Here is a 15,215-nt window from a genome sequence, read left to right on the forward strand (position 1 = left end):
TCGTTCATGTTAAAATACACCTTGTTACCCTCGTGTTTTTCGTTGACCTGATGAGAGCTACTTTTGACTGAACCCATGCGTCTTGCAAAATATTTAAGCCATTGCGGCATTTGCTCTCGAAAGCAAGCTTCTCGATTGATTGATGCAGGGGTCGTCGAAGTCAATGGGCGTCCTGCAAACCACATTGATCATGTGCTGCCCAGTGATGTCATTCTCGTTAATGGCGAACCGGTTAAGGGTATTTGTGAAAAACAGTTGTTTGCCTTTCATAAACCCATTGGGATGGACTGCAAAATCAATGCAAATGACCCAACGAGTATTATTCATGCTTTGCCAAGTGAAACGCGTCTTTATCCGATTGGCCGCTTAGATAAAGACAGCCGAGGCCTCATTTTGATCACCAACGATGGGGATTTATGCCATCGCTTGAATCATCCGGAACATCATGTCGAAAAAGAATACCACGTCACCGTCGACAAACCGTTAGATATGGATTTCTGCCACAAAATGGCGACAGGCATCCCGATTGACAACCAAATCACATGGCCCTGTGAGGTCTCGCTCCTTAGTGAAACCCAGTTTTGCATTGTGCTCAAACAAGGATTGAATCGGCAAATTCGCAAAATGGCCAAGTACTGTGGTTACCGTGTGATTGATCTGCAACGCGTGCGCATTGACAGCCTACAACTCGACCCTTTGATCTTACCTGAAGGTGCAATACAGCCATTAAATATTCATCTTTTTGATCATTAAAGACTAGTCGAATACTCACCACATCAACCAATGAACGAGATTAACAAGCAACCTTTAAAAAAACACAGCTTCTCGAATTAATTTACAAATCCACTTGCACAATCTGATTACACGTGTAATTCTAAGTTTAGATTACATTTGTAGGCGAAAAACATGATCGAACTTTCTAAAGCCGAATTTGCGGTTATGGATGCACTTTGGCAGGGATTTCCTGCAAAAGCGGCGGATATCATAGACCGGTTAAGCAACCAAACCGAGTGGCATGAAAAGACCATCAAAACGTTACTAGGCCGACTTGTCAAAAAAGAAGCCATCACGTTTGATAAAGACGGCAGAGAATACGTATATATGCCGCTCATCGCGAAAGACGAATACACCCTCAAAGTCAGCAAAAGCTTCTTAGATCATTTCTTTAATGGTCGTTTAACGGCGCTCATCAGTGGTTTTGCAAAACAAAAAGATCTTAGCGCCGAAGACATCAATGAGCTCAAAAAAATCATTCAGGATTGGGAACAAGAGCGAGGCGAATAAGATGCTAACTTGGCTTTTATCACAGCAGCTATGGCTCTGCACTGTGTTGGTGGTTTTGAGTGTGTGTGAGCGTTTTCTGCTGCCTTACTTAGGTGCACGGTTCATCTTACGGTTGTGGTGGGCATTGCCATTGGGATTGCTTTATGACTATGTACCGAATGACATGAAACCCACGTTTACGACAGATTTAGGGCATTTTAGCGTTACTGCGCAGGCGCTACCGAGCACCGCTTGGAGCTTTAGTTTCGATGTAATTTATCTGATTGTCAGCGTATTGTTGTTTGGTCTTTGTTTTGCTCAACATTATGGTTTTGCAAAGCAACTTCATCCCTACAAAGACGGCGATAATCGCCTGCGTTCAACGGAAGTTTCAGCCCCGCTCATTATGGGTCTTTTCCCTGCCACTCTTGTATTACCCGCTGATTTCGAAAAACAATTTACGCTGAACCAGCAAGCCATGATACTCGCGCATGAAAACACGCATCTGCGCCGCTATGACAATCAGTTTAGCGCCTTATTTTTATGTTTAGCGTGTCTTAATTGGTTTAACCCCCTTGTTTGGATTGGGTTTGCCAGTTTCAGACGCATTCAGGAGTTGGCGTGTGATGAAGTCGTACTCGCCAACCAACCCACCTCGGTTCGCCTTGATTATGGAAGAGCGTTGATGCATAGCTTAGCTCTCTCACAGCGTATTCCGAAGGTATTTAGCCAATACGGAGATAAAGAAATGATGCAACAACGACTTAATAACCTGCGAGATACACGCCGTATCAACAATGTGCTTCAAGCCGTGCTTGCTGCGGGTTTGGTAGCCTCTCTCAGTGTTTATGCTGGCAATAGTGATTCACAATCAAATACAAAAATGGAAAGCAACAAGCACCTTGTTCAACCCGTGATGCGCATCGAGCCGCGATACCCAAAAGCAGCGGTTGATCAAAAGATTGAAGGTTATGTACAGCTCCAATTTAAAATCGATGAGAAGGGTCGCACTCATAGTATTCAAGTCTTGCACGGCGAACCACAAGGTCTGTTCGACACGGCAAGCATAGACGCATTAAAGCAATGGACCTACACCAACAATCCGAAGCCAAATGAGTTATTTACCGTACAATTGGATTATTTGCTTGGTCATGACTCAGTGTCTAAAAATAAGCAGGAAGCAATGGAGCAGATCACTGTCGGCCAATGATTGTGTTCTGTTTTAGAAACTCAGAAAAACAAAAGCCGTTGACCCGCTAAGCGTCAACGGCTAATTCATTTCGTAGCATCAAGACCATTGTAGGTCAAACTCTCGGTATTAGCACTGCGACAGATTGTCGCAGTGCACTTTCCTCTCACATCAATACCACGCTATCACTTTGAATTATTTTCAAGATTGTAGAAAAGCACTCGTCTTCACTTAACCTAAACGTTAAGGTGAGTACCACCACCTGCGATATGTTGACATCATGACTTGGGTTTTCTTTACATTCCTTGCCGCATTTTCACAAGCGTGGCGTAATGCATTACAAAGCAAGCTGAGCAAACACACGTCCGTTGCCGGTGTCACGTTAGCTCGTTTCTTATTTGCAGGTCCACTCGCCGTCGCGTATTTGATTTTGCTTTATCACGTAGACAAAGCGCCAATACTCGAACCAAACACACGTTTTATGACCTACGTCTTATGCGCTAGCATCATGCAAATCATCGCCACGGGACTTATGGTGGTTTTGTTCAAACAGAATAATTACGCCATTGGTGCAGGCCTAGCCAAAAGTGAAGCCATTGTCGCAGCAATACTCGGTTTACTGTTTTTTGGCTCAAGTCTTTCGATACTCGGTTGGCTCGGGGTCGCTATCGGTGCAATAGCGGTTTTAATGTTAAGTGGATTTACCTTTAAAACATGGAATGCAAAGACGGCGGTCATCGGCCTCGCGTGTGGAACAGCGTTTGCGCTCACTTCACTGTGGGTACGAGAAGCGAGTATTGCGACTGGATTGCCGTTTCCTTACAGTGCAGCTTGGGTGCTGGTAACGGTTATTGGGTTGCAAACTCTTTTTCTCAGTGTTTATCTCACGTGTTTTGAAAAACAGACTTGGCGGCAACTTTGGGCACACCAGAAATTAACGATACTCATCAGTTTTGCTAGCTGTGTGGGGTCTATTGGGTGGTTCAGCGCCATGAGCCTAGAACACGTCGCTTACGTTAAAACGCTCGGTCAAATTGAAGTCTTTTTCATGCTGTTGATAAGCGCTTGGTGGCTTAAAGAGCCCACCAAACGCCAAGATTCTTTAGGTCTTGTACTTATTGCTACCGCCGCTGTCTTAGTCATGCTGACCTGATGTTTCCGAGTCGTGTCGCAATCCAGTCGTTACAGACTAAGACCGACAACGACCAGCAGACAGCCAAGCGCCAAACCCCACACTATCGAGCGCAGTGTGGAAACGTCTAACCAATAAAGTACACAGTACAACACGCGCAGCACGATAAAGCCGATAAATAACCCTTGTATTGTGCCACCGGTATTTTGAGTTGCTACGGCAACCGCAAATGCGATTGCAAACATGATGGCAGCTTCGAACGTATTCTGATGTGCGGCCAATGCTCTCGCCCCCAAACCCGTTAACGAGGCCTGTTGCTGTCTAGGTAAATGATTGTCATAGCCACCCGCCTTTTGCTGATAAATTGCGACCGGAATTTTTGCTAAATACGGTAGTAACATCATTGCAAACGCACAATAAATTAATGTCGTCATGGATTCTCCCTTCTCTTGAAAATAAATTCAGTCCACAATGTCACAGCAATAAGCGCTTTGGCAACAGTGAACGGCGCTTCATTATTCCTATTGTTTATACTGCACGGCGTACAAGTCCAATCGACGGTCTTTTAAATTTCGAACCGTTCCTTCACTGTGTAAGAGCTTTAACTTGTCTAAATCCAAATCACTGAACAGCAACATTTCCGTATTTGGTGTGGCTTCATTCAACGCCGCATCATGGGGAAACGCAAAATCCGAAGGCGTCAGCACGGCAGATTGTGCGTATTGCACATCTAGACTTTCGACAACCGGTAAATTACCGACACTGCCTGCGATAACCACGTAACATTCGTTCTCAATTGCTCGAGCGTGGGCGCAATGGCGTACTCGCAAGTAGCTGTTTTTCGTATCTGTCCAAAATGGAACGAATAATATTTCCAAGCCTTTCTCAGCCATGATCCGCGACAATTCTGGAAATTCAACATCGTAGCAAATCTGAATGCCCACACGCCCTGCGTCGGTTTCAAATACCTCAATTTTATCCCCGCCTTGAATCACCCAGTCATACGATTCATGCGGTGTGATGTGAATTTTACGTTGCTCGTTAATTCGTCCGTCGCGATGACATAAATAACTTACGTTGTAGAGCGCACTGCCTTCTAACAAGGGCATCGAACCGGTAACGATATTGGCATTGTATTCAATGGCTAAACGCGACATCTCATCACGAAACTGTTCTGTGTACTCCGCTAAATAACGAATCGCTTCGGTCTGATTGCGATGTTCCGTTAACCCCATTAATGGCGCATTGAAGAATTCAGGAAAGAGAATAAAGTCACTCTGGTAATCCGACACAGTATCCACAAAATACTCAACTTGCTGGATCATGTCGGCCACGGAATTGACGCTTCGCATCTGCCACTGTACTGCACCAACGCGTACAATGGATTTGCGGCTATCAATAACCGTTTGCGTATTCTCGAATAGAATATTGTTCCATTCTAATAAGGTGGCATATCCATCTGAATTCGCATCTTCAGGCAAATATTGTTTTAGTAATCGCTTAACTTGGAAATCGTTCGCGAGTTGGAAACTCAAAATAGGGTCGTAAATCTCTTTTTTATCGACACGTTCAATGTATTCCATCGGGGCCATTTTATCGCTGTATTCACGATAGCGAGGGATCCGTCCACCAGCTAGAATGGCGCGTAAATTGTACTGTCTGCAGAGTTCTTTGCGTGCATCATAAAGACGTCGTCCAAGTCGCATCCCTCGATGACTCCGAGCTATCACGACGTCCAGACCATAAAGCGCATCACCTTTTTGGTCACTGAAAATACGATTTTGAGCGTCAACAATGTCTTCATAGGTATGAGGATCGGCAAATCGTTTGTAATCCACTTGTACACTGAGTGCGAGTCCGACTAAAACCTCGTTATCCAGTATGCCAATTTGCCCCTCGGGAAATTGCTCGATTAATCGATAGATGGTGTGTGATGGCCAAGCGCCACCTAAATCTGGGTAGGCTTCATCCATAAGCCCCTTAATTTTTGGGTAATCTTCTTGCTTCAAATTGCAAAGTGTTAATCGTGCTTTTTCGTGTGGCATGCTTCCTCCGCGAATGGTACGTCTAACAATCAGGCCTGAGTCTATTGTAGGTTAAGGGCCCATATCCGTTATTTAAAACACGCGTCATTACACAAGCTTCGGTAAAATAATCGCGTTACTCGTTCTTTAGGCAGCCATGAACTGTATTCCAGTCCCAACTCATCGAGCGGATCGGCCGCGAGTACTGCCGATTCCGTTTTATCTGTCATGATGGCATCTAAAACTCGGTTTCTTGCTCGCTCAATCAGCGCAATGTACCGCTCTAAATCGACTTTATTTCCAAGTGCACCATGTCCGGGGATCAGGGTCGTTGAGGGACCGATACGACGATGCACGGTGTACAAAGCAGCTAACAAGCCGTCCACAGAGCCACCCGAATCCACATCGACAAACGGCAAGCTCCCGGTATTGAAGTACAAGTCTCCCATGTGAACGGCATTGGCCACCGTGAAAAACACGACAGCGTCTCCATCGGTGTGCGCATGTTCAAAATGCTGAATAACGGCGTGTTCATTATTAAAATGCAGGGTTAAATCTGAACCGAAGGTTAAACGCGGTAAAACAGTGCTCCCCGCACCATGCGCGTTTTCAAGTCTCTCTCGGACGTGATGGTGCGCGACTATATGACTGCCATCTGTCGCAAATGGGGCGTTTCCGCCAGTGTGATCACCATGAAAATGAGTATTAATCACAAACTCAGGTAACCCGGGTTGAATGGTATTTATTTGGCGTTTGATGTCCTCACTCAACGCCGCAAATTGGTCATCTACGATGTAGACTCCCTCATCTCCGACGTGTACCGCAATGTTCCCGCCACGACCGAATAAAACCTGTAGGTGTGACGTTATTGTCTCCATGCGCCATACCACTTTCTCAGCAAAAACTGGCGGTGAGATTAACATGAGAAAAAACAAACACCTGACCATTCGTTCCATTTCCTTCTCCCAAGTGCATGCTGTACGTCTTGACATTCTACGAGGCTAACAACTCAATAGTTTAAAAAAGTGGCCTAAGCCACTTTTTCATTTTTACTGTTGCGTGGTTTGAATTGTCAATCGATGCTCTAATTCCCCAGGTAACAACGGCAATGTGCCTCCTGTTGCATACTCCTCAAAACCTGCGCGGTAATAGGGTGACAGTGGATGACCGCTTTGCCCTCCAGCCATGGTCATTGTGGCATTGTCCAGGTGCCCTGGTTGAGCAATAAAACGTTGTGATGCACCGAAATGCGGCATCTGTACGGCAGGCATAAACGTGTCACCAAATGCCGGCATTTTTGGCATGTCGAGTAGCTTTGATAAAAGTGGGATTTGTCTACTAAATGGATGTTGGACATGCAGCGCGTTTACCTCTCCCCAAGACCACCCTGCCATAGAAACTCCGTGTTTGGCGGTCAGGTCAGCTTTGGCTTGAACGTAACTATCCAACAACAAGGCATCCCAACTTTCGTATTGGCCAAGCCATGACTTTGGCTGCGCTTCAATCAGTTTCCACATCGCAGGTTCTAAATTTCGCTTGATAGGTTTAAGAGAGCTGCCTTGTTGTCGTAATGCAGATTCAATACTGGCAAAGGCGACATCCAACACTTTGCCTCGATAAGCTTCCACAAGCGTATAGCCTACGGAATCTGCGCAGGCACACCGTTGCCAATTCTGTAAAAAGCGAAGGTCGTCTTGGTAGGTATCAACGCCATTTGGACTCGATTGCAGCGTAGACATCAGCAATTCATGCCAAGGCGTTAAAAAACGTGCTTCATTGTCATGCTGCAAGGCATTGAAATCATCTTCGGCAAACTGTTTAGATTCAAAGAGGCGGTCACGTATTTGCATTGCCCGCGCGCCCAGCGCATAACCGCCGTCCCCAAAACGAAGGTTATCCGACAAGCCTACAACGCGTGAATTCCCCGTCCATAACCTATTACTTTGTGGGTTTAATACATATGGTCTGTCCGTTTCATTTTGCAGCCATGTCGGCGTATAGTCACGTTCTTGTACCGCGATATTGCTCGGTTCTGTGCGTTTAGGAACCGCTCCCATATTTGTCCAACCAGCATTACCTGCACGGTCAACAACCATTAAATTTTGCACTGGAATGCCGATACTTGGCGCTAACTCAATTGCTTGCTGAGCCGATTGCGCGGTTTCCAATTTCAGCAGGTTTAGGTTTACCGCATAGAGCTGATGGCCAACCCAAGAAAGGGCGTAACGTTTTCCATTAAAGGTTTCAACCGGTCCAAATTCACTCATTTCAAGGGGGAAAAAGGAGACTTGCCCTTTTGGCAGCGCGATTTCTTCTTTGATGATCTGCGTTTTTGTCTCTGTATCGAGCTCAATCCAATCAGCGGTGTCCAGATACCCATTGGTAAATCCCCAGGCGATTGCATCATTTGTCCCAACCACAATTGCAGGCGCGCCTGGCAGCGAAACACCAGTTACCTGCACCGCTTCACCATCCTGTAGATAGTTCAATTGTGCGCGGTACCAAATTGATGGAACATTTAAACTTAAATGCATGTCGTCAGATAGCATCGCCGCACCCGTTTTTGTTAACGCGCCCGTAACCGCCCAGTTATTACTGCCAATATCTAATGGCGTTTCGATATGGTGCAATGCGGTGAGTGTCTGTGATTTTAGTGTTGGCACTGGTTGATTAGACAACGCGAGCTTACTGCCATCCAAAGCGGCTTGATAGCGGCTTGGCTGCGTCAAAAATTCGCGCATTTCTGAGCCGAATTGGGTATCAAGTTCAATTAATGTTCGGTCGCGCTGAAACGTCCCTTCTTGCAAATCGAGGTACATTGCAAAAATAACCAACAAACTGTCTTCTGGTTGCCATGCTTTAATCGGTGCACCAGTCAGTAAGTACTCAAAACTTGAATAGCCCGTTTGTGCGCGACCTTCATTTGCACCTCTTGCGTATGCTGCCAAAACGGTTTGGTCGTCGACAGGCAGACTGCGCAAGATGAGCTCGCTGCGCTTTCGAAGTTGATGAAAACGCATCCGCTTATCTAAATTTACCGCCGCTTCACCAAACAACTCGCTAAGTTCGCCCGCCGCATTTCTGCGCAACAAGTCCATTTGAAAAAACCGATCTTGCCCATGCGCATACCCCAGACCATAAGCGGCATCTTGACGTGTCTTCGCCGTAATAACAGCTTGTCCTTGTACATCTCGTCCAATTTCCACATCGTGTTCAATTGCATCGCTACGCCCAGTTCCATCAAGCATCGGTAAGCTGAGAGTTAGCACTCCGTAGCACACTGCGGTGATCAACAAACCCAACGCAATCACAAGCATGACCAGCCGTTTTAACCAATTCAACATAGTTATAATTCCTATCCATGACGAAGATGATGTTTATTTTACGCGCAACAATGCCAATTAATATGACAAGACGCGGTGTTAATCTCACCTTACAGAGTGAAAATCAAATGAACAAGCTTGTTCCCAAACTGTTCCCTTTTAAGCGTAGTACAACGTACGTATACCCATCTTCTCAATATGAAATTGACCGATAACTCCATGACAGAAATATAAAAAGCATCCAAGATTAGTCTGCTGATTTACTTGAAATGGCTTTCGCTTACGTTACGGGTGAACTATAGTAAAACCATTATAGGGAATCATTATTGTTGCATGCATTTCACGTCGCCCATTTCGCCAAGGAAAGCACGTTCGCTTAGGGTCGGATTTTGGACGCTATTGGTTGTTATTGCGGTGATTGGCGTACTCGTTGACCGAGTCAATATCAACCGCCTAAAAGAAATAGCGCGAACCGATGCTTACGAAGAGGTCAATCTCTACCGTGCTAAGTTAGAGAGTCAAATTAACAGTAATCTGCAAATGGTCAGAGGCCTCGCTGTTGCTGTATCGGAAAAAGACAATCTGAATCAGGCCAATTTCACTAAAATCGCGGCACCTCTTTTTGATCACAGCCAAATTTTACGGAACATCGGTGCCGCACCAAATATGGTCATCACGTGGATGTATCCCCTGAAAGGGAATGAAAAAGCAATTGGACTTGATTATAACAACGTGCCATTACAGCGAGAGGCCGCCCTTCAAGCCAAGAACTCCAAATCCATCGTCCTTGCAGGTCCTCTAAAACTCGTCCAAGGCGGTGAGGCGCTCATCGCTAGAGTCCCAGTGTATGAAACCGAATCTAATCAGTTTTGGGGATTATTATCTGTCGTTATCGACATTGAAAAACTCTACAACGCCGTTGATCTTCAGACACTGCAGGACCGATTTTATGTTGGTTTACGCAAAATCGACAATACCAATAACGACGACCAAGGCTTTTTCCTAGGGTCGACGAATTTGCTTAACAAAGATGCCCTTGTCTTGAAAATTAATTTACCAAATCAACAAGATTGGGAACTCTACGCTTACCCAAAAGCCGGCTGGCAAGCGGATAGCGCGTCGCTGTGGCCATTTCGTTTAACGCTCCTGACGTTTTTGTGTTTATTTACCGGCGCGTTTGTATTTCTTAATCGCATTATTAAGCAGATCCAAGACAATGAACAACACCTCAATACCATGAGCCATCTCGCGGAGGTGGGAGCTTGGTCAGTTGATATGCGCACGCAGGAAGTATTTTGTTCTGAAGTCACTAAAGCCATTTTTGAAACACCGTCAAACTTTCAACCAGGTTGGCTTAACAGTGTCGATTTTTTTGAACAAGGGTTACATCGCCGCCGCATTCAAGAGTTTATGGACCGCGCCATCAAGCATGCACAACCGTTTGAAGATGAATTCCTAATTACAACAGACAAAGGAAATATGCGTTGGATCTCGATAAAAGCCTTTCCTCGCGTAGAGAAGGGACGTACTGTCGAAGTGGTTGGCTCTTTGCAAAATATCGATGTGCGCAAGAAAATCGAATTAGAACATGACAAAATTGCTCGACATAACGAATTACTCGCACGTATCACAACGCATGAAGCGCTACTTGGCAACCAGCTCGATCTCGCCCATCAACTCATAACCGATGCGGTGTGCAGCGGCCTTGCTGCTGCGCGCTCAACAGTCTGGTTATTTGATGAAAACAAACAACATTTGATCCCCACGGCCTTTAGCCATACCAAAGCGAAGGCCTGGGAGCAGTTTCCACCGTGGCGTGCCAATACGCTTAAAAAATTGTTTGAAACGATTGAGAAAGAAGAACTTATCGCGCTTCCTGATGCCCGTAAAAATGCCATATCTGAACCACTAGTAGAACACTATCTTACCCCCTTTGAGATCCAATCACTGTATATCAGCCCCATCGTTCATCATGGCAAAGCCGTAGGGATTTTGAATGTCGAGTACAATGTACCAAACCCGAATTGGACGCCAAGTGATACTCGATTCATTAAGGCATTGGCGGTTGTACTCGGGAGTTTATACGCGAATAAAGAAACGCTGAAATCGAAACAATTGGCGCTCGTTCAAAAGGAACTCGCCGAGCAATCAGCAAAAATGAAAGCGGAATTTTTAGCAAGTATGAGCCATGAAATCCGTACGCCAATGAATGGCATTTTGGGGATGATGACCGTATTACAACAAACCGAACTGACTTCTTCACAACGCCATCAAATTCATCTAGCTCAAAGTTCGGCTGAATCTCTGTTGACGATTATTAATGACATTCTCGACTTTTCGAAAATCGAAGCGGGTAAAGTAGAAATCGATCATGTGGAGGTGGATCTCGTTTCGCTTCTCAGTGAAACAATTGAATCTTTTGCGTTGAAAGCCGAAGAAAAACAAACCTTATTGGAGTTCGATTGCCGCAACTTGCAAATCGCCCAAGCGAAAACCGACCCACATCGATTACGCCAAGTCCTCAATAACTTGTTAAGTAATGCCGTCAAATTTACGGAACAAGGGAAAATTATCCTTACGTGTTACAGCGAACAAAATGCCGATGAAACACGTTTATGGTGCAGTGTAGAAGACACCGGAATTGGTATTGCCAAAGAAAAGCTGGCCACTATTTTTGATTCGTTCACCCAAGCCGATAGCTCGACTACGCGAAAATACGGGGGAACAGGACTTGGGCTTTCAATCGCCAGTCAATTGTGTGAGCTGCTTGGCGGATCACTCAGTGCTTACAGCAAGTTAAACATTGGTAGCACATTCACGTTTTACATCGTGCTAAAAGAACCTGTCGCGATAGAACCTATCGACAATGATGCGCTTGAACTCGTCTTGCTTGTTCCTGATCATGTCGCCACAACGTCCGTGCGCCACGTGCTTGCTCCTTGGCACATTAAAACTGCCCTTTATCATGACGTAACACACCTACTACAGCATTTACAAGCCAATCCAACGTCTCAATCACTGCTAATCCTCGACCCCGTTATGTTAATCGAGTCACAAGACACTGCATCGCTGAAACACACTATTACCTCCCGTCAATTAGCGTTTGCAAAAATCTCAACCTCGGCACATAGCCAAGCGTTACTCTGGCCAGATCTAAAACCTGCCTTAGACATGCTTTATCCACTCACACCAGCAAACGCGCTCATGTTGTACCACGGTGAACCTGAGTTACAAGCTCAGTCGAACAGCGTGTTGCATGGACACGTGCTGCTAGTCGAAGACAACAAGGTCAATCAAATCGTTGCCACCAGCTTACTGACCAAAATGGGCTTAACGGTGAGTGTGGTAGAACACGGTGTGGCGGCACTACAAATAATGGCGGCGGACCCGTCATTTGATTTAGTGCTAATGGATTGCCAAATGCCCGAGATGGATGGTTACGAAGCAACGTCTCGGATTCGCCGCGGCGAAGCCGGTGAACATGCTAAATCGATTGCAATCATCGCCTTGACGGCGAATGCTATGGTGGGCGATAAAGAAAAATGTTTGGCTGCTGGCATGGACGCGTATTTAAGTAAACCGCTGCAGTTTGATTCCTTGAAAGCCGCGATCGCCCAATGGATTCGCCAAGCATCGACCGTTAGTCCAACTAGAATAACAACCAATTCATAGAGGTATATTGAATATGGAACTCAATCAACTCGAACAGCGCATTCTTGGATGTCTCATTGAAAAGTCCATCACCACACCGGATATTTATCCACTATCTTTAAATGCGCTCACCACCGCTTGCAATCAAAAAACCAATCGCGAACCGGTACTCAATGTTAGTGAACAGGCGGTGTTAGACACACTGGACGGATTAATTGACCAGCGTTTAGTCGTCGTAGAGTCCGTTGGTAGTCGCGTCCAAAAATACCGCCAGCGTCTATGCCAAGGCGAGTTTGCAAAATTATCACTGACGAATCAGCAGGTCGCCATTCTTTGTTTGTTGTTTCTCCGTGGGGCGCAAACGCCAGGCGAGCTGCGCACGCGAAGTACACGCCTAGCTGAATTTAAGGATGTGCAGCAGGTAGAAAGCGAATTGAATAATTTAATTTCAGCGGGTCACGCTCAACTGTTAGATAAAGCACCTGGCCAACGTGAAGCCCGTTATGCTCACACGTTAAGTAGTGATGTATACGTGGGCGTTAGTGAAATGCCGACCGCGGGGCATATGGAGATTTCGAGTACGCACGAGATTGAAGCGTTACTGCGTGAAATTGAGGAAGTTAAAGCCGAATTGCGACAAATTAAGCAGCATTTGGGTCTTTAATTTCATCGTTAATATCCACATAATAACAAAAAACATTATGGCAAAGAGGAGCCACCATGCGTGCTGCTATTTTGGCTGAAATGAAAGTTCAGCCTGAGATCAACGTTGCATTCGAGGTCGAAAGACGTGTTCAATTTATCAAGCAACGACTCACTTCATCAGGTTGCAGAACCTTAGTGCTTGGGATCAGCGGTGGTGTCGATTCATCAACGTGTGGTCGTCTTTGCCAACTTGCCGTCAATGAACTGAATGCCACACAAGCTGATGTGCATTATCAATTCATAGCAATGCGTTTGCCGTACGGTGTGCAAGCGGATGAAGACGAGGCACAACTTGCGGTCGACTTTATCCAACCAAGTCAACGCCTAACCGTCAACATCAAGCCTGCTGCTGATGCTATGCATGAACAAGCGCTTGCCGCGATGGCCGGAGGACAACTCTCGCTGCCTGCTGAGCACCTAGTGGATTTCATTAAAGGCAATGTGAAAGCGCGTCAACGCATGGTCGCGCAATATGAAATTGCTGGCCTTACGCAAGGCCTCGTGGTTGGAACGGATCACAGTGCAGAAAACATCACCGGTTTTTACACGAAATTTGGTGACGGTGCATGTGACTTAGCGCCACTCTTTGGTCTGTCTAAGCGTCAAGTCCGCGCACTGGCTGCTCACCTTGGCGCTCCCGCAAGCTTAGTGCACAAAACGCCGACCGCTGATTTAGAAGACAATCGACCTGGGCTTGCTGACGAGGATGCACTGGGTCTGAGCTATGACCAAATTGACGATTTCCTTGAAGGCAAAGACGTACCAGATTACGTGACCGAAAAATTGGTTGCGATATACCTACGCACACAACACAAACGTCAGCCAATTCCAACGATCTATGACGAGCAATAGTGCTGAATAGTGCTGTCGTCTTAGTTGACTGAAACAAAAAGCACCCTAGGGTGCTTTTTGTTTTTTTGTGTCACGTCGCTTTTGTTGCATGGGATTAGAATGATCGATATAACTCATAGCTGGTAAAACCAACTTCAAGTGAGATGAGCACAAGCAGAAAACTAACTAAGCTCCCTACTTTTAGCTTTGCACATACGTAGGCACCCAATGGGGCACCAATCACCACAACAGGGATTGCTGCAAATAAATAGGCACTAATTTCCGTGGTAATCGTTTGTAAATACAGGGCATTGAGAACACTCCCCACTATCGAAGTAAACGCCATAATGACCACCGATGTAGCCGTTGCGCGTTTAACGTCTGCTTGATAGGCCAAAACCAACAGTGCGAAGATAGCAATGTCAGCACCAGAGCCGACTAAACCACTAGCAATACCTCCAAACCCCGCAACCAGCATAAATCGAAGTGGTTTTGGGTCAATTCGCACATGATCGGGTAAATGATGAGCCTTTCGCCACCAGCGATAGATAAGCGTAATCGCAAAGCAAAGCAGTAGCACACTAAAAATACTTTTGGTCAGCAATCTCGGTGCATGAGGCGCGATGAATAATAAACTGCCTATCACGCCCAGTGTCGCCATAGGTAACGCCATTAGTACCACATTTCCATAGACAGGGATCCGCCGACATAAAATCGTGATCGTCGCTGCAGTCATTCCAAAACTTTGAATAGCCAAAGAAAATACTTTGGCTGTTGCTGGGTCGATGTGAAGCAACTTGGTCATGACAGGGAACGCAACCGCGCCTCCACCCAACGCCGTACCACCGGCAACGAAGGAACCAAATGCCATGGTCAGCGCAATTTCCCATTCATGGGCAATACTTAATAACGCACTTTGCAACCCTTGGTGAAAAACCAGCGTGCTATAAACCACAACAATTAACCAAAGCGGCAACCAACTCAGTGAAAAAATGGGGTGAACTACGTAGCGTTTCACACTAACCTCTGTAGTAACAACAGTGGAAAATAGAGAAGTGATCGCTCGCTCAATTCTCATCGTAAAGGCTGAAACATGT

Annotated in this window: 12 protein-coding genes; 7 read left to right on the plus strand and 5 right to left on the minus strand. The window is 45.9% G+C overall.

The genetic code is table 11. The annotated features are described in order from the left end of the window. Positions 1–63 precede the first annotated feature (63 nt). From NI389_RS09590 to NI389_RS09605, 4 genes are all read left to right on the plus strand, one after another. Positions 64–753 carry a pseudouridine synthase gene (locus NI389_RS09590; RefSeq protein ID WP_308359565.1) on the plus strand — a complete coding sequence of 230 codons (690 nt, stop codon included), beginning with the start codon at positions 64–66 and terminating at the stop codon, positions 751–753. A 153-nt stretch (positions 754–906) separates the two neighbouring features. Then, the gene (locus tag NI389_RS09595) at positions 907–1,284 is read left to right on the plus strand and encodes a BlaI/MecI/CopY family transcriptional regulator (protein ID WP_308359567.1); all 378 of its coding nucleotides are present in this window, start codon (positions 907–909) and stop codon (positions 1,282–1,284) included. A gap of 1 nt (position 1,285) precedes the next feature. Then, positions 1,286–2,473, plus strand: a complete 1,188-nt coding sequence (locus NI389_RS09600) for a TonB family protein (protein ID WP_308359569.1) — start codon at positions 1,286–1,288, stop codon at positions 2,471–2,473. A gap of 259 nt (positions 2,474–2,732) precedes the next feature. Continuing rightward, complete coding sequence (locus NI389_RS09605) at positions 2,733–3,605, plus strand: DMT family transporter (RefSeq protein ID WP_308359571.1); 873 nt, start codon at positions 2,733–2,735, stop codon at positions 3,603–3,605. 29 nt (positions 3,606–3,634) lie between these two features. On the opposite strand, the gene NI389_RS09610 is transcribed toward NI389_RS09605, so the two are convergent. The 4 genes from NI389_RS09610 to NI389_RS09625 all read right to left on the minus strand — a co-directional run bounded on the left by NI389_RS09610 (position 3,635) and on the right by NI389_RS09625 (position 8,952). Next, positions 3,635–4,018 (minus strand): MAPEG family protein, encoded by a 384-nt coding sequence (locus NI389_RS09610; protein ID WP_308359572.1) that lies wholly within the window; start codon positions 4,016–4,018, stop codon positions 3,635–3,637. 87 nt (positions 4,019–4,105) lie between these two features. Further along, positions 4,106–5,629 (minus strand): carbon-nitrogen hydrolase family protein, encoded by a 1,524-nt coding sequence (locus NI389_RS09615; RefSeq protein WP_308359574.1) that lies wholly within the window; start codon positions 5,627–5,629, stop codon positions 4,106–4,108. A gap of 68 nt (positions 5,630–5,697) precedes the next feature. After that, positions 5,698–6,564, minus strand: a complete 867-nt coding sequence (locus tag NI389_RS09620) for an MBL fold metallo-hydrolase (RefSeq protein WP_308359576.1) — start codon at positions 6,562–6,564, stop codon at positions 5,698–5,700. Positions 6,565–6,657: 93 nt separating this feature from the next. Next, complete coding sequence (locus tag NI389_RS09625) at positions 6,658–8,952, minus strand: penicillin acylase family protein (protein WP_308359577.1); 2,295 nt, start codon at positions 8,950–8,952, stop codon at positions 6,658–6,660. A 312-nt stretch (positions 8,953–9,264) separates the two neighbouring features. Between NI389_RS09625 and NI389_RS09630 the strand changes: the two genes are divergently transcribed. The 3 genes from NI389_RS09630 to nadE are packed head-to-tail and all read left to right on the plus strand — an operon-like array spanning position 9,265 to position 14,139. Continuing rightward, positions 9,265–12,603 carry an ATP-binding protein gene (locus tag NI389_RS09630; protein WP_308359578.1) on the plus strand — a complete coding sequence of 1,113 codons (3,339 nt, stop codon included), beginning with the start codon at positions 9,265–9,267 and terminating at the stop codon, positions 12,601–12,603. Positions 12,604–12,616: 13 nt separating this feature from the next. Then, on the plus strand, positions 12,617–13,246 hold the full coding sequence (locus NI389_RS09635; protein ID WP_308359579.1) for a YceH family protein: 630 nt from the start codon (positions 12,617–12,619) through the stop codon (positions 13,244–13,246). A gap of 56 nt (positions 13,247–13,302) precedes the next feature. After that, a complete protein-coding gene (gene nadE / locus NI389_RS09640) occupies positions 13,303–14,139 on the plus strand; it encodes an ammonia-dependent NAD(+) synthetase (protein ID WP_308359580.1) in 837 nt (278 codons plus the stop codon). Between the two features lie 94 nt (positions 14,140–14,233). Here nadE and NI389_RS09645 read toward each other — a convergent pair whose 3' ends face one another. Beyond that, complete coding sequence (locus tag NI389_RS09645; RefSeq protein ID WP_308359582.1) at positions 14,234–15,136, minus strand: sulfite exporter TauE/SafE family protein; 903 nt, start codon at positions 15,134–15,136, stop codon at positions 14,234–14,236. Positions 15,137–15,215: the final 79 nt, after the last annotated feature.

The organism is Pseudoalteromonas xiamenensis (assembly GCF_030994125.1).
Classification (GTDB): domain Bacteria; phylum Pseudomonadota; class Gammaproteobacteria; order Enterobacterales; family Alteromonadaceae; genus Pseudoalteromonas; species Pseudoalteromonas xiamenensis_B.